At 39.0% G+C, this 23,277-nt stretch carries 21 protein-coding genes; 8 read left to right on the forward strand and 13 right to left on the reverse strand.

Annotated elements, in window-relative coordinates; translation table 11 throughout:
* Positions 1 to 14 precede the first annotated feature (14 nt).
* Entirely contained in the window at positions 15 to 1,619 is a 1,605-nt protein-coding gene (gene aceB / locus Q1K78_RS02225) for a malate synthase A (protein WP_300173965.1), read from the reverse strand.
* Between the two features lie 574 nt (positions 1,620 to 2,193).
* On the reverse strand, positions 2,194 to 3,093 hold the full coding sequence (locus Q1K78_RS02230; RefSeq protein WP_300173967.1) for a hydrogen peroxide-inducible genes activator: 900 nt from the start codon (positions 3,091 to 3,093) through the stop codon (positions 2,194 to 2,196).
* Between the two features lie 149 nt (positions 3,094 to 3,242).
* On the opposite strand from Q1K78_RS02230, the gene Q1K78_RS02235 reads away from it, so the two are divergent.
* A complete protein-coding gene (locus Q1K78_RS02235; RefSeq protein WP_300173969.1) occupies positions 3,243 to 3,851 on the forward strand; it encodes a peroxiredoxin C in 609 nt (202 codons plus the stop codon).
* Positions 3,852 to 4,137: 286 nt separating this feature from the next.
* Positions 4,138 to 4,881: a copper homeostasis protein CutC gene (locus tag Q1K78_RS02240; protein ID WP_300173971.1), complete on the forward strand. Its 744-nt coding sequence runs from the start codon at positions 4,138 to 4,140 to the stop codon at positions 4,879 to 4,881.
* Between the two features lie 71 nt (positions 4,882 to 4,952).
* Here the strand turns inward: Q1K78_RS02240 and Q1K78_RS02245 are convergent, their stop codons facing one another.
* Both Q1K78_RS02245 and Q1K78_RS02250 read right to left on the reverse strand, forming a co-directional pair.
* A complete protein-coding gene (locus tag Q1K78_RS02245) occupies positions 4,953 to 5,318 on the reverse strand; it encodes a NirD/YgiW/YdeI family stress tolerance protein (protein ID WP_300173973.1) in 366 nt (121 codons plus the stop codon).
* A 44-nt stretch (positions 5,319 to 5,362) separates the two neighbouring features.
* Positions 5,363 to 5,992: an AcfA family outer membrane beta-barrel protein gene (locus Q1K78_RS02250; RefSeq protein ID WP_300173975.1), complete on the reverse strand. Its 630-nt coding sequence runs from the start codon at positions 5,990 to 5,992 to the stop codon at positions 5,363 to 5,365.
* Positions 5,993 to 6,101: 109 nt separating this feature from the next.
* On the opposite strand from Q1K78_RS02250, the gene Q1K78_RS02255 reads away from it, so the two are divergent.
* The 3 genes from Q1K78_RS02255 to Q1K78_RS02265 all read left to right on the forward strand — a co-directional run bounded on the left by Q1K78_RS02255 (position 6,102) and on the right by Q1K78_RS02265 (position 9,176).
* Positions 6,102 to 7,025: a LysR family transcriptional regulator gene (locus Q1K78_RS02255; protein WP_300173977.1), complete on the forward strand. Its 924-nt coding sequence runs from the start codon at positions 6,102 to 6,104 to the stop codon at positions 7,023 to 7,025.
* Positions 7,026 to 7,212: 187 nt separating this feature from the next.
* Complete coding sequence (locus Q1K78_RS02260; RefSeq protein WP_300173980.1) at positions 7,213 to 8,421, forward strand: hypothetical protein; 1,209 nt, start codon at positions 7,213 to 7,215, stop codon at positions 8,419 to 8,421.
* Between the two features lie 83 nt (positions 8,422 to 8,504).
* Complete coding sequence (locus Q1K78_RS02265) at positions 8,505 to 9,176, forward strand: hypothetical protein (RefSeq protein ID WP_300173982.1); 672 nt, start codon at positions 8,505 to 8,507, stop codon at positions 9,174 to 9,176.
* A 287-nt stretch (positions 9,177 to 9,463) separates the two neighbouring features.
* On the opposite strand, the gene Q1K78_RS02270 is transcribed toward Q1K78_RS02265, so the two are convergent.
* The 8 genes from Q1K78_RS02270 to phoB form a co-directional block, all read right to left on the reverse strand.
* Complete coding sequence (locus tag Q1K78_RS02270) at positions 9,464 to 10,024, reverse strand: phaC PHA synthase (RefSeq protein WP_300173984.1); 561 nt, start codon at positions 10,022 to 10,024, stop codon at positions 9,464 to 9,466.
* A 162-nt stretch (positions 10,025 to 10,186) separates the two neighbouring features.
* Entirely contained in the window at positions 10,187 to 10,885 is a 699-nt protein-coding gene (gene phoU, locus Q1K78_RS02275) for a phosphate signaling complex protein PhoU (RefSeq protein WP_122034404.1), read from the reverse strand.
* Between the two features lie 39 nt (positions 10,886 to 10,924).
* Positions 10,925 to 11,743, reverse strand: coding sequence for a phosphate ABC transporter ATP-binding protein PstB (gene pstB, locus Q1K78_RS02280; RefSeq protein ID WP_300173988.1), 819 nt, complete (start codon positions 11,741 to 11,743; stop codon positions 10,925 to 10,927).
* A gap of 4 nt (positions 11,744 to 11,747) precedes the next feature.
* Positions 11,748 to 13,271 (reverse strand): phosphate ABC transporter permease PstA, encoded by a 1,524-nt coding sequence (gene pstA, locus Q1K78_RS02285; protein ID WP_300173990.1) that lies wholly within the window; start codon positions 13,269 to 13,271, stop codon positions 11,748 to 11,750.
* A 24-nt stretch (positions 13,272 to 13,295) separates the two neighbouring features.
* Positions 13,296 to 15,509, reverse strand: a complete 2,214-nt coding sequence (locus Q1K78_RS02290) for an ABC transporter permease subunit (protein ID WP_300173992.1) — start codon at positions 15,507 to 15,509, stop codon at positions 13,296 to 13,298.
* A gap of 75 nt (positions 15,510 to 15,584) precedes the next feature.
* On the reverse strand, positions 15,585 to 16,574 hold the full coding sequence (locus Q1K78_RS02295; protein WP_300173994.1) for a phosphate ABC transporter substrate-binding protein PstS family protein: 990 nt from the start codon (positions 16,572 to 16,574) through the stop codon (positions 15,585 to 15,587).
* A gap of 7 nt (positions 16,575 to 16,581) precedes the next feature.
* Entirely contained in the window at positions 16,582 to 17,880 is a 1,299-nt protein-coding gene (phoR, locus tag Q1K78_RS02300) for a phosphate regulon sensor histidine kinase PhoR (RefSeq protein WP_300173996.1), read from the reverse strand.
* A gap of 33 nt (positions 17,881 to 17,913) precedes the next feature.
* Entirely contained in the window at positions 17,914 to 18,606 is a 693-nt protein-coding gene (gene phoB / locus Q1K78_RS02305; RefSeq protein ID WP_300173998.1) for a phosphate regulon transcriptional regulator PhoB, read from the reverse strand.
* A 215-nt stretch (positions 18,607 to 18,821) separates the two neighbouring features.
* Here phoB and rdgC point away from each other — a divergent pair, with 215 nt between their 5' ends.
* The 3 genes from rdgC to Q1K78_RS02320 all read left to right on the forward strand — a co-directional run bounded on the left by rdgC (position 18,822) and on the right by Q1K78_RS02320 (position 21,598).
* Positions 18,822 to 19,733, forward strand: a complete 912-nt coding sequence (rdgC, locus tag Q1K78_RS02310; RefSeq protein WP_300174027.1) for a recombination-associated protein RdgC — start codon at positions 18,822 to 18,824, stop codon at positions 19,731 to 19,733.
* A 218-nt stretch (positions 19,734 to 19,951) separates the two neighbouring features.
* A complete protein-coding gene (gene yegQ / locus Q1K78_RS02315; protein ID WP_300174000.1) occupies positions 19,952 to 21,340 on the forward strand; it encodes a tRNA 5-hydroxyuridine modification protein YegQ in 1,389 nt (462 codons plus the stop codon).
* A 3-nt stretch (positions 21,341 to 21,343) separates the two neighbouring features.
* Positions 21,344 to 21,598 (forward strand): YfhL family 4Fe-4S dicluster ferredoxin, encoded by a 255-nt coding sequence (locus tag Q1K78_RS02320; RefSeq protein ID WP_012550947.1) that lies wholly within the window; start codon positions 21,344 to 21,346, stop codon positions 21,596 to 21,598.
* 168 nt (positions 21,599 to 21,766) lie between these two features.
* Here Q1K78_RS02320 and dnaJ read toward each other — a convergent pair whose 3' ends face one another.
* A complete protein-coding gene (dnaJ, locus tag Q1K78_RS02325; RefSeq protein WP_300174003.1) occupies positions 21,767 to 22,912 on the reverse strand; it encodes a molecular chaperone DnaJ in 1,146 nt (381 codons plus the stop codon).
* Positions 22,913 to 23,277 lie beyond the last annotated feature (365 nt).

A 23,277-nucleotide genomic window follows, 5' to 3' on the forward strand; every position in this document is an offset into this window, starting at 1 on the left:
AATAGTTCCCTCTCTTATAAATATTCATAGCCAGATAGTGTTAAAAAGTCCGTAAGTTGATCGCTGGTGGTCAGTTTCTCCATCAGTTTTGCTGCTTGAGTGAATTGGCCCGAATCAAAACGTTCAGTTCCCAACTCTTTCTCTATTACTTTCATCTCTTCCAGTAGCATGGTTCTAAATAGATCGGCGGTGACGGTTTCTCCGTTATCTAATGTTTTCCCATGCTGTATCCATTGCCAAATAGACGTTCGTGATATTTCTGCTGTGGCGGCGTCTTCCATTAATCCATAGATCGGGACACACCCATTTCCGGTGATCCACGCTTCAATATATTGAACCGCCACCCGAATATTATGACGCATGCCCTCTTCTGTTCTTTCACCTTCACACGGGGCAAGTAGCTCTTCTGCGGTAATTGGTGCATCAGTATCTCTGCTAATATCCAATTGGTTCGCTCGCTCGCCTAACACGTGATCAAATTCTGCTCTTGCCGTCTCTGCTAATCCAGGATGAGCAACCCAAGTGCCATCATGTCCATTATTCGCTTCTAGTGATTTATCAGTTTGAATTTTATTTAATACCCAATCATTTTTTACCGGATCTTTCGATGGAATAAAGGCGGCCATTCCTCCCATCGCAAATGCTTCTCTTCTGTGACATGTTCTGATCAAGAGGCGTGAGTAGGAATTTAGAAACGGTTTTTCCATCGTCACCACTTGGCGATCGGGCAAAACGCGGTCTGGGTGGTTTTTTAAGGTTTTAATGTAGCTAAATATGTAATCCCATCGACCACAGTTCAACCCAACAATATGCTCTTTTAAACTGTATAAAATTTCATCCATTTCAAATGCAGCAGGCAAGGTTTCAATAAGAACGGTTGCTTTAATCGTTCCTTGTTTTAATCCAAACTCTCGCTCAGAAAAAGTAAACACGTCACTCCACCACGCCGCTTCTTGGTAGGCTTGTAATTTCGGTAGATAAAAATAAGGTCCACTGCCTTTCTTTAATGACGTTTGATAGTTGTGATAAAAATAAAGAGAAAAATCAAATAAGGCTCCGGGAATAGCAACACCATTAAACAGCACATGTTTTTCAGGAAGGTGCAGTCCTCTAACTCGACAAATCAATACCGCTGGGTCTTGTTTTAGTTGATATACCTTTTGAGTTTGAGGATTGGTGTATTGAATAGTGCCGTTCATTGCATCTCTAAGGTTTATTTGTCCATTCAACACCGCCTCCCATGAAGGCGCTAGTGAATCTTCAAAATCTGCCATGAATACTTTTACATTGGCATTTAATGCGTTAATCACCATTTTCCTATCAGTTGGGCCGGTAATCTCAACCCTTCTATCCTGAAGATCCGCTGGAATACTTTGAATCGTCCACTCTGATTCTCGAATAGAGCGAGTCTCCGCAAGAAAATCAGGTAATTGGCCAGCATCAATCTTTCTTTGGCGAGCTTGACGTGTTTCTAAAAGCTCAGGAATACGATGTGCAAATTTTTCGACGACGTGACTTAAAAACCGGACAGCCCCAGCACTTAATACTTCTTCAACTTGTGGCAGATTGGGTCCAACAATGGATATTTCTTTTTCTGTGGTCATCATGGTATCTGTCATGGTTTGCGCCTCCGGCAAAATTACATTTGTAACTAAAACACTACGATTTAGTATTCATGTTTCATCCTATTTATTGTTCTTACTGTTTACATCTATTACATTCTCGAAAGAGCGAATAGATTACAACCCCTACCAAAGGCTAATACTGCCTTGTATTTTCAATAAGATGTCGCTAAAACTCAGCAAGTTGAGTTATGAGTAAATGCTCTATAACAATGATTGTCAAAGTTTAATTTTTACAAGCTGATAACAAAAAATGAAACGTAAGATCTAAAATAAACGTAATTAAATTACAAAAATTAAACTTGTAAAATTGAACATGTAAAATTCACAGTTTTAATTTCACAAAGAAAACAGAGGCATAGAATAAAAAAAGAAGAAAGGAGGGGCTTATTTAAGGGGTAATAAAAAGAAAGTGACGGTATGCAACAAGAAGAAAAGAAATTAACTGGTCAGATCTGTATTGAAATAAATATAAAGAAGTGAGAATGCGGTCACTAATTGCTCTATTATTCAAAAGTAGAAAAGCGCCTATCTATAAAATAAATAAGCGCCTGAAAGTGTGATCATAAAACTATAATATCTTTTTGACGATATCCGCGAGTTGATGAAATGTCTGTAAACGAGAAGAACTTGGCCGCCATACTAAACCAATATCACGTGAGGCTTCTTTCCCTGGCGGTTCAACCACAACCAAATTTTGGTTATCTAGTAAACCATGCTTTATCGCCATTTGAGGAATAAAAGTAGTACCTAACCCATTAGCAACCATTTGAACTAAGGTGTGTAGACTTGTTGCTGTAAACGGATTTATTTTTTCTTTGCTTGTTAACTTACAAGCAGAAACAGCATGCTCAGTTAAACAGTGCTCTTTCTCTAACAAGAAAACAAACTCATCGGGTAGCTCATCGTAATGGATCGGGGTAGATATTCTGCTTGCTTGATCTTTACTAATCACCATTTTAAATGGATCACGACCAACAACTAAACTTTTCATACCCGAAATATCAACAGGTAGAGCAAGAATAAGAACATCAAGCTGCCCCTGCCTTAATGCCGCTAATAAATTTGTTGTTGTATCCTCTCTTAATAGTAACGTCAGTTGCGGATAGTTTTTATTAACTTCTTGTACCAAATCACACAATAAAAAAGGCGCAATTGTTGGAATACATCCAACACGTAACTGCCCTTGCATTGCATCCCCTTGGCACAATGAACCTAGCTCTATTAAATCTTGTCCTTTGGCTAATAATTCACGCCCTTGTTCGACGACTTTCTCTCCGATAGGGGTAAACACTAATGTTTTTTTATCTCGTTCATACAGTGGACAACCAATTAATTCTTCAAGGGTTTGTATCCCTTTACTTAACGTTGATTGACTGACAAAACACTTCTCTGCCGCGTCACCAAAATGACGAGTTTCATGCAGAGTAATGAAATAATGTAACTGTTTTAATGAAGGCCACTTAGTCATCGCTTTTCTCTATTACATTAATCTATTTAATTCGCTTTTTTTCATCATACCTTTTGTACTATAGTTTGTCCTGTTGAAACAATTTATTGTTTTCAAAAAACAAAGCCAAACATGAAGTTTGGGAAATCTAATTTTTAGGAGATTCAAAAATGGTACTAGTAGGTCGTCAAGCACCAGATTTTACTGCTGCAGCAGTTCTAGGTAACGGTGAAATCGTTGATAGCTTCAACTTTAAAGAATTCACTAAAGGTAAGACTGTGGTAGTATTTTTCTACCCACTAGACTTCACTTTCGTTTGTCCTTCAGAGCTAATCGCTTTTGACAACCGTCTAGCTGATTTCCAAGCTAAAGGCGCTGAAGTAATTGGTATCTCTATCGATTCACAATTCTCTCACAACGCATGGCGTAACACGGCTATCGAAGATGGCGGTATTGGTCCAGTTAAATACCCTCTAGTTGCTGATGTTAAACACGAAATCTGTAAAGCATACGACGTTGAGCATCCAGAAGCTGGTGTTGCTTTCCGTGGTTCTTTCCTAATCGATTCTGACGGCCTTGTACGTCACCAAGTGGTTAACGATCTTCCACTAGGTCGTAACATCGACGAAATGCTACGTATGGTTGACGCACTAAACTTCCACGAGAAGAATGGTGAAGTTTGTCCTGCACAATGGGAAGAAGGCAAAGCAGGTATGGACGCATCTCCACAAGGCGTTGCAGCATTCCTATCTGAACACGCTGGCGACCTAAGCAAGTAATTGCTGACATAGAGTACTTTACATCAAAGTACTCGAATGCACCTATGCTCAACGGTGCATGTGGCTAGAATATTAAAAGCGTATAAACGCAGTAGCCTAAAATCAGAAAGTTTGCCTAATACTAAAAGCCCTGAAGTTTTCTTCGGGGCTTTTTCTTTTCTATTCAATAATAAATACGAGTACACGCTTTCTTCTAAAGAAGAATTTTGACGTCTTCTTCACACACCTAAAAGTCAGTTTCCATTACACTAGAGAATCCCAACTTTTCTTTTGACTTAAAAATATCATGCCAATTCAAATTGAAGTCTGTATCGACAACTTAGAATCCCTACATAATGCCATTAATGGTGGTGCTGATAGAATTGAGCTTTGCTCTTCTCTTGCTCTAGGGGGGTTAACACCAAGTTTTGGGTTTATGAAAAAAGCCGCAGCGATCTCTCCTATTCCGGTTTATGCCATGATCCGTCCTCGTCAAGGTGACTTCCTATATGACAACGATGATATCTCTGCAATGATAGAAGATATTCATGCCGCTAAACTGGCTGGATTACAAGGCGTTGTTTTTGGCGTATTAAAAGCAAATGGCGATATTGATATGCCACTCGCTACTCGTCTTATGAAAGTCGCTAACGATAATGACTTAAGTGTCACTTTTCATCGCGCAATAGACCAATGCTCAAACTATAAAAAAGCGATTGAAAATATTGCCGAGTTAGGTTGTGAACGCATACTTACCTCAGGTCTGGCAGCAAATGCTTATGATGGTATTGATGTTCTTACTGATATGGTAAAACTGGCAAATGGACGCTTTGAAATCTTAGCTGGTGCTGGCGTAACGGCAGAAAATGCCAAAGAGATTATTGAAAAAACAGGGGTTACAGAAATTCATCTATCAGGAAAATCAACTCGTCCGAGTAAAATGAAATTAGTATTAGATGCTGTAAAAATGGGTGCAGGTGATTTGGATGACTTTATTGTCCCTGTAACTGATGCAAAAAAGATTGATGCGGTAAGACAAAGCATTAAATAGATTTAAAAAATTCCAATAAAAAGCCAGAGATACATTCTCTGGCTTTTTTTGTTTTTGAGGAGATAGAAAAATTATTTCGCTAATTGAACCGTATTTACGTCAATAGCAGTGTGTTTCCACTCTTTATCTACTTCACCTTGAATTACTAATTTTGTTTCAGGTGTAGCTTCAATGCCATTCCAATCACGGTGATCAATCTCAACAATCATCTCACCCGTTGCATCTTTAAATTGATACTCTTCATCACCTAACGAAGCCACAATGTAACCTGTTAGTGTTACTGGAGTATCATCTTTAGCTTCTTGAGCTACTTGAACAGTATTTACAGTTACAGCGCTTGGGCCAGAAAATCCGCCTTTAGCTACTTGAGTGTTTTGAGCTGCGAACGCACCTGTTGACGCTAATACTAATGCACTTACTAATACGATTTTTTTCATTTTATTATTTTCCAATTTGATTAATGATTTTCTATAACTACATATTAGAAGTAGTAAGCTGAACTCAACATGAACGACGTTGAATTAGCGACACTATCCGCTTGATAACTTGCCGCAGCACCTAATGCTAGGTTTGGGATCACCATATATTCAATACCTACACTTGCGATAACGCCAAATGCACTTTCTGATTTTGAGTTACCAGCAACATAATCAGAAATAGTTTCTACATCAGTTAGATCATTTTCAGTTTCAGTATAAGCTGATGAGTCATATTTATACTGGGTATACGTTAAACCTAGACCCGTTTTAAGCTGTAACTTGTCATTGATACTATAGAAATATACTGGTTTAACTGTAAATTGACTCGCATCTAAATCTGCATTCCATTCACGCTCCGTCTTTACAGGATAAGCATAGCTTAATACTTTGCTACGAGAGTCGTCACTTTCAAATTTCTTATAGCCTAGCTCTAAGCCAACATTGTTAATACGGTAACCAACAAAACCACCAAAGGTATCGTTTGAATCATCAGGAGTTAAAGACACATTATCTGAAAAAGTCGTTGAGTAATCATGGCTCATGTTTGTAACGCCATATTCTAAGCCAACGTATGGTGCTGCGAATGCGCTTGTTGATGTTGCAGCCATTAGTAAAAACAGATACTTTTTCATTATAAATTCAATCCTATTGTGATGGAGTTAAGCTAATTCGTTATATGCATATTATAATGAGGATAACGTGAAGGAAACGTGAAGAATTATTAACAAGGAACAGTATGTTATGGCTAAAGATTTATTCTCCAGTTTAGACTTAAACCTCTTAAGGACATTTATCGTTCTACATCAAGAACGAAATATGCGTAAAGCCTCTGACCGCTTATTTGTATCTCAACCTGCTATCAGTAAAGCTCTGCAGCGTTTACGAGATCATTTTAATGATGAATTGTTTGTCAAAACCCATCATGGTCTTCGAGCTACTGAATATGCAAATCAATTAGCTGAAAGCATATCTCCAATACTTGATGAACTCTCTTCAACATTAAATGAAAGTAATGAGTTTAACCCTCAAGAACTTGAAGGTGTGATCAAACTAGCTCTATCTCCTTTTCTTTTAAGCGCTATTGCCAATAAATTATTTCAAGCGATCAGAGCTGAAGCTCCCAATGTCCAAGTACAGTTATTAAACTGGTCTAAATCAACAATGACCGACATCATCAATGATGAAGTTCAATTAGGCCTTAATTATGAAATAGGCCATGCACCAAAAGAGTTGATTCAAAAACCAATTGCTCAAGATCGTTTTACTGGCTATGTCCGAAAAGAACACCCCTATGAAGGTAGTAGTATTGAAGTGAAAGATGGCGTTCATTTTGAATTAGCAACCGTTATTGCTGTTGATTGGAATTCCCATCAATCTTTAGCTGAAAAAATACTAAAGATTAAAGGCTTAGAAGCAAATATTGGCTTTAGGTCAGAGCTTCCTTCTGCTGTCATTGATGTTGTTCATAACTCAGACATGATGTTTCCTGCCTCTAAATTTTTAGACGTTGAGCATCAGAGTCAACTACGAAGTCTTAAAATACTCTTTGATAATCAAGATATTAATCCAAAAGTTTGTGTTTATTATCATCATAAAAACCGTAATAACCCAACTATGCTATGGTTGAAAAATATTCTGCAACCACTACTCAATAATAACCAGTAGTTATTACGACTATTCCTCTCTCTCATTAATAACTCAACGTTAAAGCCTCTATTCTTTTAAGGGATTAGAGGCTTTTTTGTACATTTCATATACTTCTCTCATCGGCTAGGAACGCCATCAACAAGCACTGATGCTTTCAATAATTATGGCGATTTCGCCAAAACATTACGTTAAGAGAGAAACCAATATGAAACTTAAATTAATTGCATCTTTAGTTGCTGCATCATTCCTAGCGGGTTGTTCGTCTTCAGGTTCAAGCGATAATAACGGGCCAACACCACAAGATGGTATTGCTGACGTTCAATATTTTGAAGGTGAAAATGCTCAAGCAGCACTAATCAAAGGTGATGAGGGAACTTATCAAGCTGCAATGATTAAAGGTCAAGAAACAGATACTCTTATTCGTATTAATGGTCAAACATTTACGACAGATGGCGATAGCGTAAAAGACGCTAATGGAGTCACTGTTGGTCATATTCAAAAGGAAGGTGATTCAATCATCTTTCATGGTAACCATGGTGCAGAAGTAAGCTTAAGTGTTGTAAATGGAAGATTAATTGTCACCGATGTTCAGCACCCGATAGATCCTGATTACGGAATTACACCTACACCAGATCACCCAATTGAACGCCCTTCTCCTGAAAATCCAATTGAAATTGATCCTGATTACGATGCTGGTGTAGTTCCAACTTATGGCGATATTCTAGCCGTCGGCGGTGCTGTTATCATTCAAGGCGATAACGACAACCAAGCTATCGTTCGTATGGATGACCAAGGGAATGCCATTATTTTCATCAATGATTATGACAATGGCTTCGTTATTTCAAACAGTGAAATTCATGATACTGACGGCAACCTAGTTGGTCACGCTTCAAAAGAAGGCGATAACTATATCGTTCGTTTAGAGGATGGAACTGAAGTCGTTTTCCGTAATGACAATGGTCGATTATTTGCTGCAGTTGTTGCACGACCTGATATTGGTAACCCAATAAGAGATGGTATCATTGACCACGGTAATATTGGTGACTCTATCGAGATCACAATAAATAAACGTGGCCATATAATTATTGGTAATGGCATGGTTGTTGGTGATTCAGGTTACCGAGTTGAAGAAAATACAAGAGGGACTGTAATTAAAAACCCTAATGGTGAAATAGTAGGCCAGACAAAAACTAAAGAATTCAATTATGGACTAACTTACTCTTTAGTAAAAACAGAGCATGGTGTCACAATTGTTCAAGGTCGTAAGAATGCATTAGGTCAAATTGATGTTGAAGGTGCAAAAACAATCACTCAAGACCAAATTGATTCAATCAAAAACAAAGCAAAATCTCTATCTCAAGAACAGCGCCAACAAATTAAGCAAGCTATCAAGGACAGAGCTATACGCTCATAAGATTAGCTAGAATTTGATAGATAAAGCAAAGGAGTCGCTATTTTGGTGACTCCTTTTTTATTATTACTACTGAGTACTTAATTATGCGCTTTCAGCTTTTATTGTTATCTCTTTGTACCTCCCTATCAGTCTCAGCTAAATATCATGAACCGGATCTAAGCGTCCAACTTTCTCAAAATAATGATGAATGGATAGGTACGGTTACCGCCAACCTTCAAGCGACAGAAGAAATTAGCTTTACTGCAGATATCGATTCAACTGGATATTTAGAAATTGGTTCTGGCTACGGTGTCATGCTTGGTCAGTTTTATACCGAAGCATTTGTAAGTTACGGGCGAGCAGATATTTTTGATATTTATAATGTTGGGCTATTTACCGGAACAGCATTAACTCAAGACATTATGGTTTTTGCTAATACCTCTCATGAGTGGAGAAAAGGTGTTTTTTCAGAGAGCATATTTCAGCCTGGCGTAAACAATAATTTCAATGCATTTAATACCACCAGAGAATGGAAAAATACACTTGGGGCTAGCTACACAATTAATCAATGGAGTAACTTTAGTTATTCGTTTACTCATGACCGTGAACTAACTGGATCAAAAAGCTATTACAACAGCCAAGATGTCACACTAACCCTAAAGCCTAAATGGGTAGAACCTTATATGAAGTATACCTTTGGTGAGTCAAGAGTAAGCCCTAGCGATAAAACCAGAACCGAAAACAGTTATGAAATTGGATTTAACTTACGATTTTAATCTTTGGAGAAACTATGACTTTTTTAATTATGCTTTCGCTTCCTCTGATCGTTTTATTTATATCTATAAAATCAATGATAGAAGATAAATAATTACCCTTTGGTAACTCTCTCCCCTACATAAGTAATTTGGTGCAGGGGCTTTTTATTTTTATGATTCTCTCTATCTTCCTTCTCATTAATAAGTTTTGATAAAATGACAAGAAAACCAAGAATGGTCAGATACAAAAATGGCGCTACTTTATAATAAAGCAGCGCCATTTTTATTTAATTAAATTTGAAACCAAATTACATCGCAAAGTTCACGATTGGGAAACAAGGTAGGAAACCATTTTCCGCACAGTTGATTAGGCCAACTTGAACACCTTTAATTTCAGATGTCATGTTGAATAAACCAACTTGAACGTGTGAATCATTTGAAAGGTTAGCAACACCAACATCAACCATGGTGTAACCTTCAGAGTAGTTCACTGCAGATACATTAGCACCTTTAACATTATTAGTGATGTTTACAAAACCTAGGTTCGCACCTAAATCATCACCCATATGCCAGTTAAACAGACCAAAAGATGCACCGGTCATGTTGCCATTAACTTTGTTCGCGCCAATAAACAGTGGGAAGTTAACACCTGTTAGGTTATCACTCTCAGACATACCAAGCGCAAAATCAACACCTGTTACATCACCAGTTTTACCATGAAGAGCAGCTAAACGAACGCCTTTTACTTCACTTGCCGCTGGTGCATTAAAACCATTCAGAGATGAAAACATCACTGGTGTGCTATCCGCCATAGCGAATGATGAAACCATAGATAACGCCGCGCAAGTACCAACTAAAATCTTCTTCATAATATATTCCTTTATTACTTTAATTTATGATTATTAACTGAATCTATTTTTGTATTATCAATCGCATACTGAATGCAATAGCTCATAATATACTCATGTTCATCAATAAATACAGCATAGTTCAAAAAGTTACTCTATGAGTATTATTTTTAAGTCAAATGGTTACTTGATCACATCATCAATGTTCTGATCACCAATATGACGAACATCTTTCCCTTTGACAAAATAGATAATATATTCGCAAATATTCTGACAACGATCGCCTACTCGCTCAATAGCACGAGCCGCCCACATTACTTTCATAACACTTGGAATTGAGCTAGGGTCTTCCATCATGTAGTTCATTAATTGACGAATAACGGCGTCATATTCTGCATCTATTTTATCGTCAAACTTATAAGCTTCTGTTGCCGCTTTTACATCCATACGTGCATACGCATCTAGTACTGAATGCATCATTTTTACTGATTGACGTCCGAGAGATTCAAGTGAAACTAATAAAGAATGATGTTTATTCGAAAAATTTTCTAGCGATACTTTAGCTATTTGAGAAGCAACATCACCAATACGTTCTAAATCAGTAATCGTTTTAATGATCGCCATCACTAGACGAAGATCACTGGCTGTAGGTTGACGCTTAGCAATAATACGAGTGCAGGCTTCATCAATGGCCACTTCCATGGCGTTCACTTTATGGTCTTCATGCATAACACGTTTTGCCAAATCGGCATCATGATTATGCAATGCCTCCAATGCATAGGTAAGTTGCTGCTCCACCATTCCCCCCATGGTCAATACATGAGTGCGAATAGCTTCAAGTTCGGTGTTAAATTGGCCTGAAATATGTCGACCAAGTTGCATGGTATGTCCTTATTTTATAGTCGGCCTATCATAGGTGAATTACCCATAACGACCTGTAATGTAATCTTCAGTCTGCTTATGAACTGGGGACGTGAAAATTGTATTCGCATTACCGTATTCAACCAATTTACCTTGGTTAATGAAGGCGGTGTGATCGCTCACTCGTGCGGCTTGTTGCATATTATGAGTTACGATGACTACGGTATATTTACTTTTTAGCTCATAGATAAGTTCTTCAATCGTCAAGGTTGAAATAGGATCCAATGCCGACGTTGGTTCATCTAATAATAAAACTTCTGGCTCAATAGCTATTGCTCTGGCAATGACTAAACGCTGCTGTTGACCACCAGATAGCCCAAAGGCATTTTCATGCAAACGATGTTTAACTTCATCCCATAACGCTGCGGCTTTTAATGCATCTTCAACGGCTTCATCTAATACTCGCGCTTCTTTCACTCCCTGTAAACGTAAACCGTAAACAACGTTCTCATATATTGATTTAGGGAACGGATTTGGGCGTTGAAACACCATACCAACACGGCGGCGTAGTGAGGGAATATCTGTATTGGGTTGATAAATATCATCACCAAACAATTTAATTGACCCTTTAATTTTGCAATTATCGACCAAATCATTCATTCGATTAATGCAACGTAGTAACGTAGATTTACCACAACCTGATGGTCCAATAAACGCAGTCACTTGCCCTTTTGGTATACGCATTTCAATATTAGATAACGCTGGTGTTTTATCATATTTCAAATTGAGATTATTGATCTCTATCGCCGTATTTTCATCCGATAAATTATTGACGTCTATTGGCGATAAAAACGAGAGATCCGGTGATAATGAATACATATAATTACAACTCCAGTGTTCGATATTTCTCTCGTAAATTATTACGAATAGCGATAGCCGTTAGGTTTAATCCAATGATAACAGTGACTAACAAAAAAGCCGTCGCGTACACAATAGGCCTTGCTGCTTCTACATTTGGACTTTGGAAACCAACGTCATAGATATGATATCCAAGGTGCATAAACTTTCGATCTAAATGTAAATAAGGCGCTACATTATCTACGGGTAAAGAAGGGGCTAATTTCACAACACCAACTAACATCAGTGGCGCTACCTCACCAGCAGCCCTCGCCACCGCTAATATTAATCCTGTCATAATGGCAGGGCTTGCCATAGGCAAAACGATTTTCCACAAGGTTTCAAATTGAGTTGCCCCTAATGCTAATGAGCCATGCCGTACTGAATTTGGAATACGACTTAACCCCTCTTCGGTTGCAACTATCACAACAGGAAGGGTTAAAATAGCGAGAGTTAACGCTGACCATAACAACCCAGGCGTACCAAATGTTGGTGTTGGTAATTCATTTGAGTAAAAAATTTGATCCAACGTTCCGCCCACCACATAAACAAAGAAACCTAAACCAAAAACACCATAGACAATGGATGGCACACCCGCGAGATTTATCACCGCAATTCGAACTAATCTTGTCAGCATATTAGGCTTTGCGTATTCATGTAAATAAATTGCCGCGATCACACCTAACGGCATAACAATCACTGACATTAATAGAACTAATAAAATGGTACCAAAAATCGCAGGAAACACCCCTCCTTCCGAGTTCGCTTCTCTTGGATTTTCGCTAACAAAATCATACAACGCCCCAAGCCAATTCATGGTTTTTTCTTGTAAAGACATTGCATTAGGGAACCATATACCAAGTACATTATCGCTATTCAATTGATAAATAGTACCTTGGCTGTCTTTAAGTATCAGATAGCTATAATTTAGCTGCGTTAAAATAGAGTCCACTTGCTGATTTAATAATTTCTCTTTTTTGTTTCTCTCATTATTGGATAAATCAGAGTTTGGTAAGTCATCAAGCAAACCATACAATTTATGTTGCTCTTGCTCTAACAGATCAACTTTAGCTTTTTCACTACGAACCCAAGATTCAGCTTGCTGACGCGTAAGCTCTAACCCATTTGAGGTTTCTATGATAGTTCCAAAAAACTTACCATGCTGAAGCCTATCAACAACAACGAGATCTGAGGGCTTACTTACTGACTGAATATTATCTTGGGTGATATTAATAAAATCAAACCCATAAATATCTCGATTTCCTACCTTAATGATTAAGCGCTCTTGATGCTCTGCGTCTTTACCATGAAATTTTTCAACATCATACAACTGGCCGACAATAACCTTACCATCGATTGTGTGCCATTCTTGTAGTGGTGTAGGCCAAAAATAAGAGAGCCCTTTCCAACCAATCAACAATAAGATACTAAGCACAGAAATCATGCTGATACTCACCGAGCCGGCGGTCAACCATATCCAAGGAGATCCAGATTTAATCCAATATTTCATTATTCACCTGCATAGTAGACCAACCTATAAACTACGGTATTTTTCTCGTAATCCTTGGCGTATCCATTCAGCCAATGAGTTAACGAAAAAGGTAAAAACAAAGAGTAAAAAGGCCGCTAAGAAAAGCATTCTAAAGTGAGTACTCCCCATTTCAGATTCTGGCATTTCAATCGCAATATTCGCAGCAAGAGTTCTCATTCCTTCTAAAATATTACCATCCATAATTGGGGTATTTCCGGTGGCCATTAATACAATCATGGTTTCACCAACAGCTCGTCCTAAGCCCATCATAACAGCAGAAAAAATACCGGGACTCGCCGTTAGCAAAACCACATTAGTTAAGGTTTGCCATTGTGTTGCTCCCAAGGCTAATGACCCTTCAGATAAATGCTTTGGTACCGAAAATATCGCATCTTCTGCAATGGTATAAATGGTTGGAATAATCGCAGCCCCCATGGCAATCCCTACTACCAGAGCATTACGTTGGTCATAACCGACCCCATTATCACCGAGATAATGGCGTAAATCCCCATTAAATAGCCAGCTTTCGATAAGGTAACCATAATTAAACGTCAGATAACCAATCCCGAGTAACGCTGGAATAAGTAAGATAGCATGCTGTCCTCGTGGCAACCTTCGCATTATATGGGCTGGTAATATGTGCCCAACAAAAGCAATAATCATCATACTTAATGGAAATAGCACAAATAGGCTAAATACCGCGACTAAATTATTCTCAACAATTGGCGCAAGCCAGATCCCAGCAAGTAAACCAATAATAACCGTCGGTAAGGCTTCCATAATTTCAATGGTCGGTTTGACATAACGACGAACATTTGAAGACATGAAGTACGCTGTATAAATGGCACTGCCAATCGCTATTGGTCCAGCAAAAATTAACGCATAAAATGCAGCTTTAAGGGTACCAAACGCCAGTGGCATTAAACTAAATTTAGATTCAAAATCATCATTAGCTGCTGTTGATTGCCAAATATAGGCAGGCTCTGGATAGCCCTCATACCATATTTTACCAAAAACCGATTGCACACTCACTTCGGGATGAGGATTGGTTACTTGAAAACATTCCCACCCTTGTTTAGTCAGTACAATAAGCTTCTCTGCATTAGGGGGCTGAGTCACCGCGAGCACATTATCGGTAAATAGCTGCTGACTATATAATTTTTTTTCTGTCGTCGTATGAATTAACGACAGATTCCCTTTCTCATCAATTACACTCACTCCCTTTCGATACACTTCAGGTGAAAGTTGTACGATAGGTGCATCAAAATTAAAGGTTCGAACTTGAGTTAATGTTCTCTTCTCATTATTAATGGTATCAAACCATTGCGATAAACTACCATTATCAAACTGTACTAGGACTGAGTTAGCACCAGATAATAACGTCAACTTTTGTGCTGATTCTTTTAATACAATACTTTCTCGTAAATGCGCTTTATGATCCTTTAACTTCCACACCTGCAATTCATGTTGATACAACAAGTACAAAAAATCATTATTTGGCGTGATCACCATCGAAAGTAACGCGTCAATCTTATCTAAACCACTCTGTTCAAACTCAATAGGAATTGCTTTCCAAACTGACTCTCCCGTCATTTGATTAACCACACTATCAAGCTCAACACCTAGTAATCTGTCATCTTGTGTTGTTGCTAAAATAACGCCTTCTGTCGCAGTTAAACTTAACGCTAATTGAGTCAGTAGTTGCTTATTTTCATCCACCTGAATGCTAGGGAAAGGAGGAAAATCCTCCACTAATGGAATAAGCTGACGCTCACCTTTTGAGTAATTCGTTTGGAATCCTATTTGAGCAAATTGGACACGCCCTTGGCTATCACCAAAAGCAAACCAGTCTTGGCTTTCAATAGTAGAAGTAAATGCCGTTGGATTTTCAATGATTTGCTTTTTGCTCACTACTTTTTTACTGACAAGATCAATAAATTGCACCTGACCCGTATCATCAATTCGATAAGCCATTTTACCTTGCTCATCCGAACCAATAGCTAAAGTAGTGTACGGATAAGAGACTGAGTATTGGGATAAGGGATCAACGGTTACCGAAGTAAAAATAGGAGCAATAACCGCTAATAAATAAAAACAGATCAGCATAAGGCCTGCAATAATCCCTACTCCACTGGATTTAACCCAAATACGCATAATCAGATCAACAACATGACGCTGTTTATCTCGAAATCTCTGATTAGGTTTGGCGTATGCCATGATGAGTTAACCTCTGTATTTATTAAGATATGGTGTATTTATATTTCATTATAAGGGTGACACTATAATGACAGTTTAGTGTAAATCTAAGTTCGATAGCTCTTGAAGAACAAATCTCTCAGGAAGCGCGATATAACCGTCTTGCTCAACTCTTTTTTGACCATTTTCAGAAAGCATATAACGAATAAATTCAGCCTCAATAGCTTTCAATTTTTCGGTAGGTGGCTTATTAATATAGATATATAAAAAGCGAGTTAATGGATAATCACCACTGGTTATATTGTCCGTTGTCGGCTTAATATACGCAGTCCCTTCTTTGCTTATTGGTAATAATTTAACCCCTGACATTTGATAACCAACACCAGAATAACCAATACCATTTAAAGAAGCAGAAACCCCTTGAACCACCGATGCAGAACCGGGTTGCTCATTGACATTAACTTTAAAGTCACCATCACATAAAGCCGTGCTTTTGAAATAACCATAAGTACCAGAGACTGAGTTACGACCAAATAATTGAATTTGATGCGTAGCCCAGCGACTCTTTATTCCTAACTCTTGCCAACGGTTAATCGGTTTTAATGCACCACAGCGTAAAGTGGCAGAAAAAATGGCATCCAGTTGAATAAAATCGAGCCCTTTAATTGGGTTATCCTGATGAACAAAAATTCCGAGGGCATCAATAGCGACTCGGATTTCAGTAGGTGGATAACCAAATTGTCTCTCAAAAGCGGCTTTTTCACTTTGCCGCATTCGCCGACTCATTGGCCCAAATTGCGCTGTACTTTCAATCAATGCTGGAGGGGCTGTTGATGATCCTGATGCTTGAATTTGAATATTAACTCGAGGATAAATCCGTTGAAAATCTTCTGCCCACAGTGTCATCATGTTAGCAAGAGTATCAGAACCTATAGAAGATAAATTACCCGAGATACCTGATACGCGTTCATACTGCTCTAATTTACCATCGTAGGCGAAACTCTGTTGAATAACACACAGCCAAAGAAATACCGTAGGGATAATCCCCAAAGACCATTTCTGTATTTTACTATGCATGTTATTCATTATGTCCTTATTTTAAAATCAATTTTTTAGGCAGTATAAATGAGAAGGTACTTCCTTTTCCCAACTTGCTCTGTATCTCTAACTGTGAATCGTGATGACTAAGCGCATGCTTTACAATAGCAAGCCCAAGCCCACTTCCACCTGTATCTCTTGAACGCGCCTTATCTACACGATAAAAACGTTCCGTTAAGCGGGGAATATGTTGTAGCTCAATTCCTTGGCCCGAATCAGTCACCGTTAAGGCAGCTCCTGACTTTGTTTTCTTCCACTCAACAATAATCTCTGCGCCATCAGTGGTGTGTTTAACCGCGTTATACACCAAATTTGAAATCGCACTGCGTAATTGATCTTCATCACCCTGTACTTTAAGGACGTGATCTATATTAAACGTGATTTTATGATTTCTATTACCACTAAGCGCTATCGCTTCTTTTTCCAAAATACCTAACATGGAAGGCACATCTACACGATCTTCTAGCATTGACGTTGCTGCCGCTTCTATTTTTGATAATGTTAGTAATTGCTCAACTAAGCCTTCCATTCGAGATAATTGCTCTGTCATTACACCATGCGCTCGATTCCACATCGGTCCAACAAGCATTTCAGGGTCTTCTGACATTTCTAGATAGCCACGAAGTACTGTCATTGGTGTTCGCAACTCATGAGAAACGTTAGCAAAGAAATTACGTCGCATCCCCTCTAACTGCTTAATTTGGGTAACATCACGCACCACCATCAAATATTCACCTTCGCTGTACGGCACGATACGGATCTCAAGTGTTTTATCTGTATTAATTGGTGATGGTATATCTAATGGAATATCAAAGTGCTGAGCCATTAAATATTGGACAAAATCAGGCGCTCGGATCAAATTAGTAATAGGCTGTCCTGAATCACTAGGCCAGCGAAAGCCAAGTAATGATTGAGCCAAGGTATTACACCAAACGATATTACCTTCATGACGAAAAACCACCACCGCATCAGGCAGAGCTTCAGCCCCTTGTCTAAAACGACGAATTAACGTTGATAATTCTTTGCGACGTTTTTTATGCCTTTTTTGTAGACGGTAGGTTTCATCAAAAATAGGTTCCCAGCTGCCAGAAGCAGAAGGAGGCGTTGCTTTACGCCCTTCATGTAACCAACGAGACATTTTAATTTGGTTATGTAAATGCCAAATCAATAAAATAAATGAAGCGATAAACAACAATGGCCATAACGCATCAAACAGATACCCGACAATGACCCAAGGCACATAGAAAAAAGCCAATTCACCGACCAGTTTTTTCCATGAAAGACGTTCAACCATGTATTTAACCCTTCACTTATATTTAGTTATCTATTACGCTGTTTGAATAGAGAAACGGTAACCTGCACCACGAACGGTTTGCACTAAGCGATCATGCCCTTCTGTCTCTAGTGCTTTACGAAGGCGACGAATGTGAACATCAACAGTGCGATCTTCTACATACACATTTGTGCCCCACACGTTATTCAATAATTGTTCACGGCTATAGACACGCTCTTGATGCGTCATAAAGAAATGCAGCATTTTAAATTCAGTTGGCCCCATATCTAACGGTTTATCATTAGCCGTAACACGATGAGACACAGGATCTAACTTCAAGCCTTGTACATCAATCAACTCTTCAATTGATGTTGGTGAAACTCGACGAATAACCGCCTTTAAACGCGCCATTAATTCTTTTGGTGAAAACGGTTTTGTAATGTAATCATCAGCACCGACTTCAAGGCCACGTACTTTATCTTCTTCTTCGCCACGAGCGGTTAGCATCACAACGGGGATCTTTTTAGTGAACTCATCACGCTTAAGGTGTTTGATCAAATTGATGCCTGAGCCACCTGGCAACATCCAATCCAACAAAATTAAATCAGGGTAAGGTTCGCAGAGTAAACCAAGCGCAGTATCGTAATCTTCTGCTTCAATTGGTTCATAGCCTTTCTGCTCTAAAACAAAGCACAGCATTTCACGAATTGGGGCTTCATCTTCTACGACAAGGATCCTTCTAGACATTATCTTTTACCTAAGTTAACCAACAAAAATGTGTAACGCTATTATTAAAGGTAATTATGACACTTTTGTGACCGTTGAAAAGAAAAGTTCATAAATTCATCATTGATTTTCAACCTGATGGACATTTCCCCAAAATCCCGAAAACTCTACAAGCATAATGCGTCAAAATCTCCTATCATAAGCGCACTTAAAAAAGACAGGAATTCAGCAGCATGATGTGGTTTAAAAATTGTTTAATTTATCGTTTTACTAAAGAGATTGATCTCAATCCTGAGCAACTTGAAAAACAACTGAACGATTTCCGTTTCACACCTTGTGGCAGCCAAGATATGCAAAAATTTGGTTGGGTAACTGCAATGGGCCGTCATGGTGATATGCTGACTCACGTAGCAAGCAAAAATATTCTTATCTGTGCTAAAAAAGAAGAAAAAATGTTGCCTGCTTCTGTGATTAAAGAATCAATGAACGCAAAAATTGATGCTATGGAAATTGAGCAAGGTCGCCCTCTTAAGAAAAAAGAAAAAGACTCTATCAAAGATGACATCGTAATTGATCTTCTCCCTCGCGCATTCAGTAAACACCAACAAACCTACGCATTAATCTTGCCTGAATCTGGCTTTATTATTGTTGATGCTGGTAGCTATAAAAAAGCAGAAGACGTACTGGCTCTGCTTCGTAAATCTATCGGCAGCTTGCCTGTTGTTCCTCTGACTTCAACGCAACCAATCGAAAACGCATTAACTGAGTGGGTTAAAACTGGCACGACCCCTCAAGGTTTTGAGATGGGTGAAGAAGCAGAACTAAAAGCAATTTTAGAAGATGGCGGCGTGATCCGTTGTAAGCAACAAGAATTAGTGTGTGATGAAATTCACGCACACATTGATGCCAACAAAGTCGTGACTAAATTAGCGCTAACTTGGCAAGACCGTTTAGAATTTATCCTTGCGGATGATTTATCGCTAAAACGCCTTAAGTTCAGCGATGATGTGAAAGATCAAAACGAAGATATTGGCTTTGAAGATAAAGCAGCACGTTTTGATGCTGATTTCTCTTTAATGAGCTCAGAGCTTGATGCTCTACTGCCTGATCTATTCAAAGCACTTGGTGGCATTGAAGAGAAAGAGTAAAAGCAGGGTTCAGATCGGTCGCAAGCTCCTTTGAAGGTTTCAGAGGTGCTTGCGGCAATCTCTCAGACCACAAGAAATTATCTTTGACTCTTTACTTTCAGCAAACCTCTCTCTATACCCCTAGCGCTTCCCTCACTTTCCATGTAAAATCCGGCCTCCTTCATATCCATGAGATATGACCTGACCTGAGATCAGAATACAATATTTGGGAAGCAATCATGTTTAAACCAGAACTACTTTCGCCAGCTGGCAGCCTTAAAAATATGCGTTACGCGTTTGCCTACGGTGCTGATGCTGTTTATGCAGGCCAACCACGTTACAGCCTTCGTGTTCGTAATAACGAATTCAACCATGAAAACCTAGAGATCGGTATTAACGAAGCGCATGCGCAAGGTAAAAAACTGTATGTGGTATGTAATATCCAACCACATAACTCAAAGTTAAAAACCTTTATTCGTGATTTAACCCCTATCGTTGCAATGGGCCCAGATGCCTTAATCATGTCTGACCCTGGTCTAATCATGATGGTTCGTGAAGCTTTTCCTGACGTTGTTATTCACCTATCAGTTCAAGCTAACGCAGTTAACTGGGCAACAGTGAAGTTCTGGTCAACTCAAGGTGTTGAGCGAGTGATCTTATCTCGTGAATTATCACTAGAAGAAATTGAAGAGATCCGTGAACACTGTCCTGATACAGAATTAGAAATTTTTGTACACGGTGCATTATGCATGGCGTACTCTGGTCGATGCTTACTTTCTGGCTACATGAACAAGCGCGATCCAAACCAAGGCACATGTACAAATGCATGTCGTTGGGAATACAAAGCTGAAGAAGCCAAAGAAGACGAAAACGGTCAAATCGTTGAAGTTAACCCAACTGGTGTTGAGATCCAAGATGTGGAAGTTCAAAACGAGCGCCCAGACAACACTCTAGGTTTAGGCAAACCAACTGACGAAGTAGTTCTTCTTTCTGAAGCACACCGCCCTGAAGAGAAGATGGCAGCATTTGAAGACGAACATGGTACTTACATCATGAACTCTAAAGATCTTCGTGCTATCCAACACGTAGAGCGCTTGACTAAAATGGGTGTTCACTCGCTTAAAATCGAAGGTCGTACTAAGTCTTTCTACTACTGTGCTCGTACAGCTCAAGTTTATCGTAAAGCGATTGATGATGCAGTTGCAGGTAAGCCATTTGATGAAAGCCTAATGGGGACACTAGAGAGCCTAGCTCACCGTGGTTACACTGAAGGTTTCCTACGTCGTCATACACATGATACGTACCAAAACTACGATTACGGTTACTCTATCTCTGATTCTCAGCAATTCGTTGGTGAATTCACGGGTAAACGTCGTGGTGATTTAGCGGAAGTTGATGTTAAAAACAAATTCCTAGTGGGTGATTCAGTCGAGATCATGACGCCACAAGGTAACTTAACCTTCACGCTAGAAATGATGGAAAACCGCAAGAGTGAAGCCGTTGATTCAGCGAAAGGAAATGGCCACTTTGTGTTCATCCCTGTTCCTGCAAACGTAGATTTAGAATACGGTCTATTAATGCGTAACTTACACACGGGTGAAGACACTCGTAACCCACACGGTAAGTAAGTAATGGCGTTATTGATCAATAAAAAATGCATTAACTGTGATATGTGTGAGCCTGAGTGTCCAAACGAAGCGATCACCATGGGCGACAAGATCTACGAAATCAATCCAGATCTTTGTACTGAATGTAAGGGACACTACGAAGTCCCTACGTGTCAGTCAGTTTGCCCGATTAACAATTGCGTTATTTCTGATCCAAACAACATAGAAACGGATGACCAGTTATTAGAAAAATTTGTGAAACTTCAAGGCCTCGCATAGTTTTCATTTAACCATTCAGTTCTAATAATAAAAATGCCCAATGATAGCTATCTATCACTGGGCATTTTTGTATCTATAACATTTAAATAAATAAGTGTCAGGTATAAAAAAACCTAACGATATCAATTTAATATCATTAGGCTTCAATTTATTACTTAATGAACTAACTTATTTAGTTAAATCATCAAAGAAGTTCTTAACACCAGATAAGAAACCTTCTGATTTAGGATTATGCTTCTTCGCATCTTTCCCATCAAATGATTCTTGGAATTCTTTAAGTAACTCTCTTTGGCGTTTAGTTAATTTAACTGGCGTTTCAACTATTAATTTAACGATTAAGTCACCCGTACTATGAGTACGAACACCTTTAACGCCTTTACCACGCATACGGAACATACGGCCCGTTTGTGTTTCTAGAGGTACTTTTAAACTTACACGGCCATCAAGCGTAGGGACTTCAACTTCACCACCTAACGCAGCCATCGTAAAGCTTACTGGCACTTCACAGTATAAGTTGTTGCCGTCACGCTCAAAGATATTGTGTTCTTTTACATGAACCTGTACGTATAAATCGCCAGCCGGAGCGCCATGCTCTCCCGCTTCACCTTCATTAGATAAACGAATACGGTCTCCCGTATCAACCCCAGATGGGATCTTAACATTAAGTGTTTTCGTCTTCTGTACGCGACCTTCGCCATGACAAGAGTTACACGGTTCTTTAATGATCTTACCTTTACCATGACAAGTAGGACAAGCCTGCTGCACAGCAAAGAAGCCTTGACGCATTTGAACTTGGCCATGTCCATGACAAGTGCTACAAGTCGATGACGATGTGCCTTTCTTAGCGCCAGTACCTTCACATGGATCACAAGAAACCAATGTTGGTACTTCAATTTCTTTATCACAACCACGAACTGCTTCTTCTAGCGTAAGTTCCATGTTGTAACGTAAATCAGAACCGCGTTGTGCACGTTGTTGACCACCACCACGACGGCCGCCACCAAAAATGTCACCAAACACATCACCAAAGATATCGCCGAAGTCACCTTGACCGCCGCCAAAGCCGCCACCACCGCCCATGCCACCTTGTTCAAAGGCTGCATGACCGTATTGATCATAAGCTGAACGCTTTTTGGCATCCGTTAAGATTTCATACGCAACTTTTACTTCTTTAAACTTTTCTGGCGCGGTTTCATCACCCTGATTACGGTCAGGGTGGAATTTCATCGCTAGACGTTTATAGGCTTTCTTAATATCACGTTCTGAAGCATCACGACTTACATCTAATACTTCATAAAAATCACGTTTAGACATGCTTTGGTCACCAATTTTGATACCGCCAGTGATAACACCGTCGATATGAGTTCAATCTAGATAATTAGGATAGGTATACACCGAAAGTGATTATCTAGATTGACCTATTAATTACGAATTTGCGGGCGCTAGAGAAAACTCCAACGCCCGCAATATATTTTTTCATTCGAAGCATTCAAGATATAGGGCTTTTGCTCTTTTCTTAAATGACTAAGGCAATGATTACTTGTCTTTTACTTCTTCAAACTCAGCGTCTACTACATCATCTTCTTGCTTAGGTTGCTCACCCGCGTCAGCACCTTGTGCTTGCGCTTTCTGTTGAGCGATTTCCATTAGCTTTTGTGCTGCTTGCATTAGCTCTTGAG

The sequence above is a fragment of the uncultured Aliivibrio sp. genome (genome assembly GCF_946479765.1).
Taxonomy (GTDB): Bacteria; Pseudomonadota; Gammaproteobacteria; order Enterobacterales; family Vibrionaceae; genus Aliivibrio.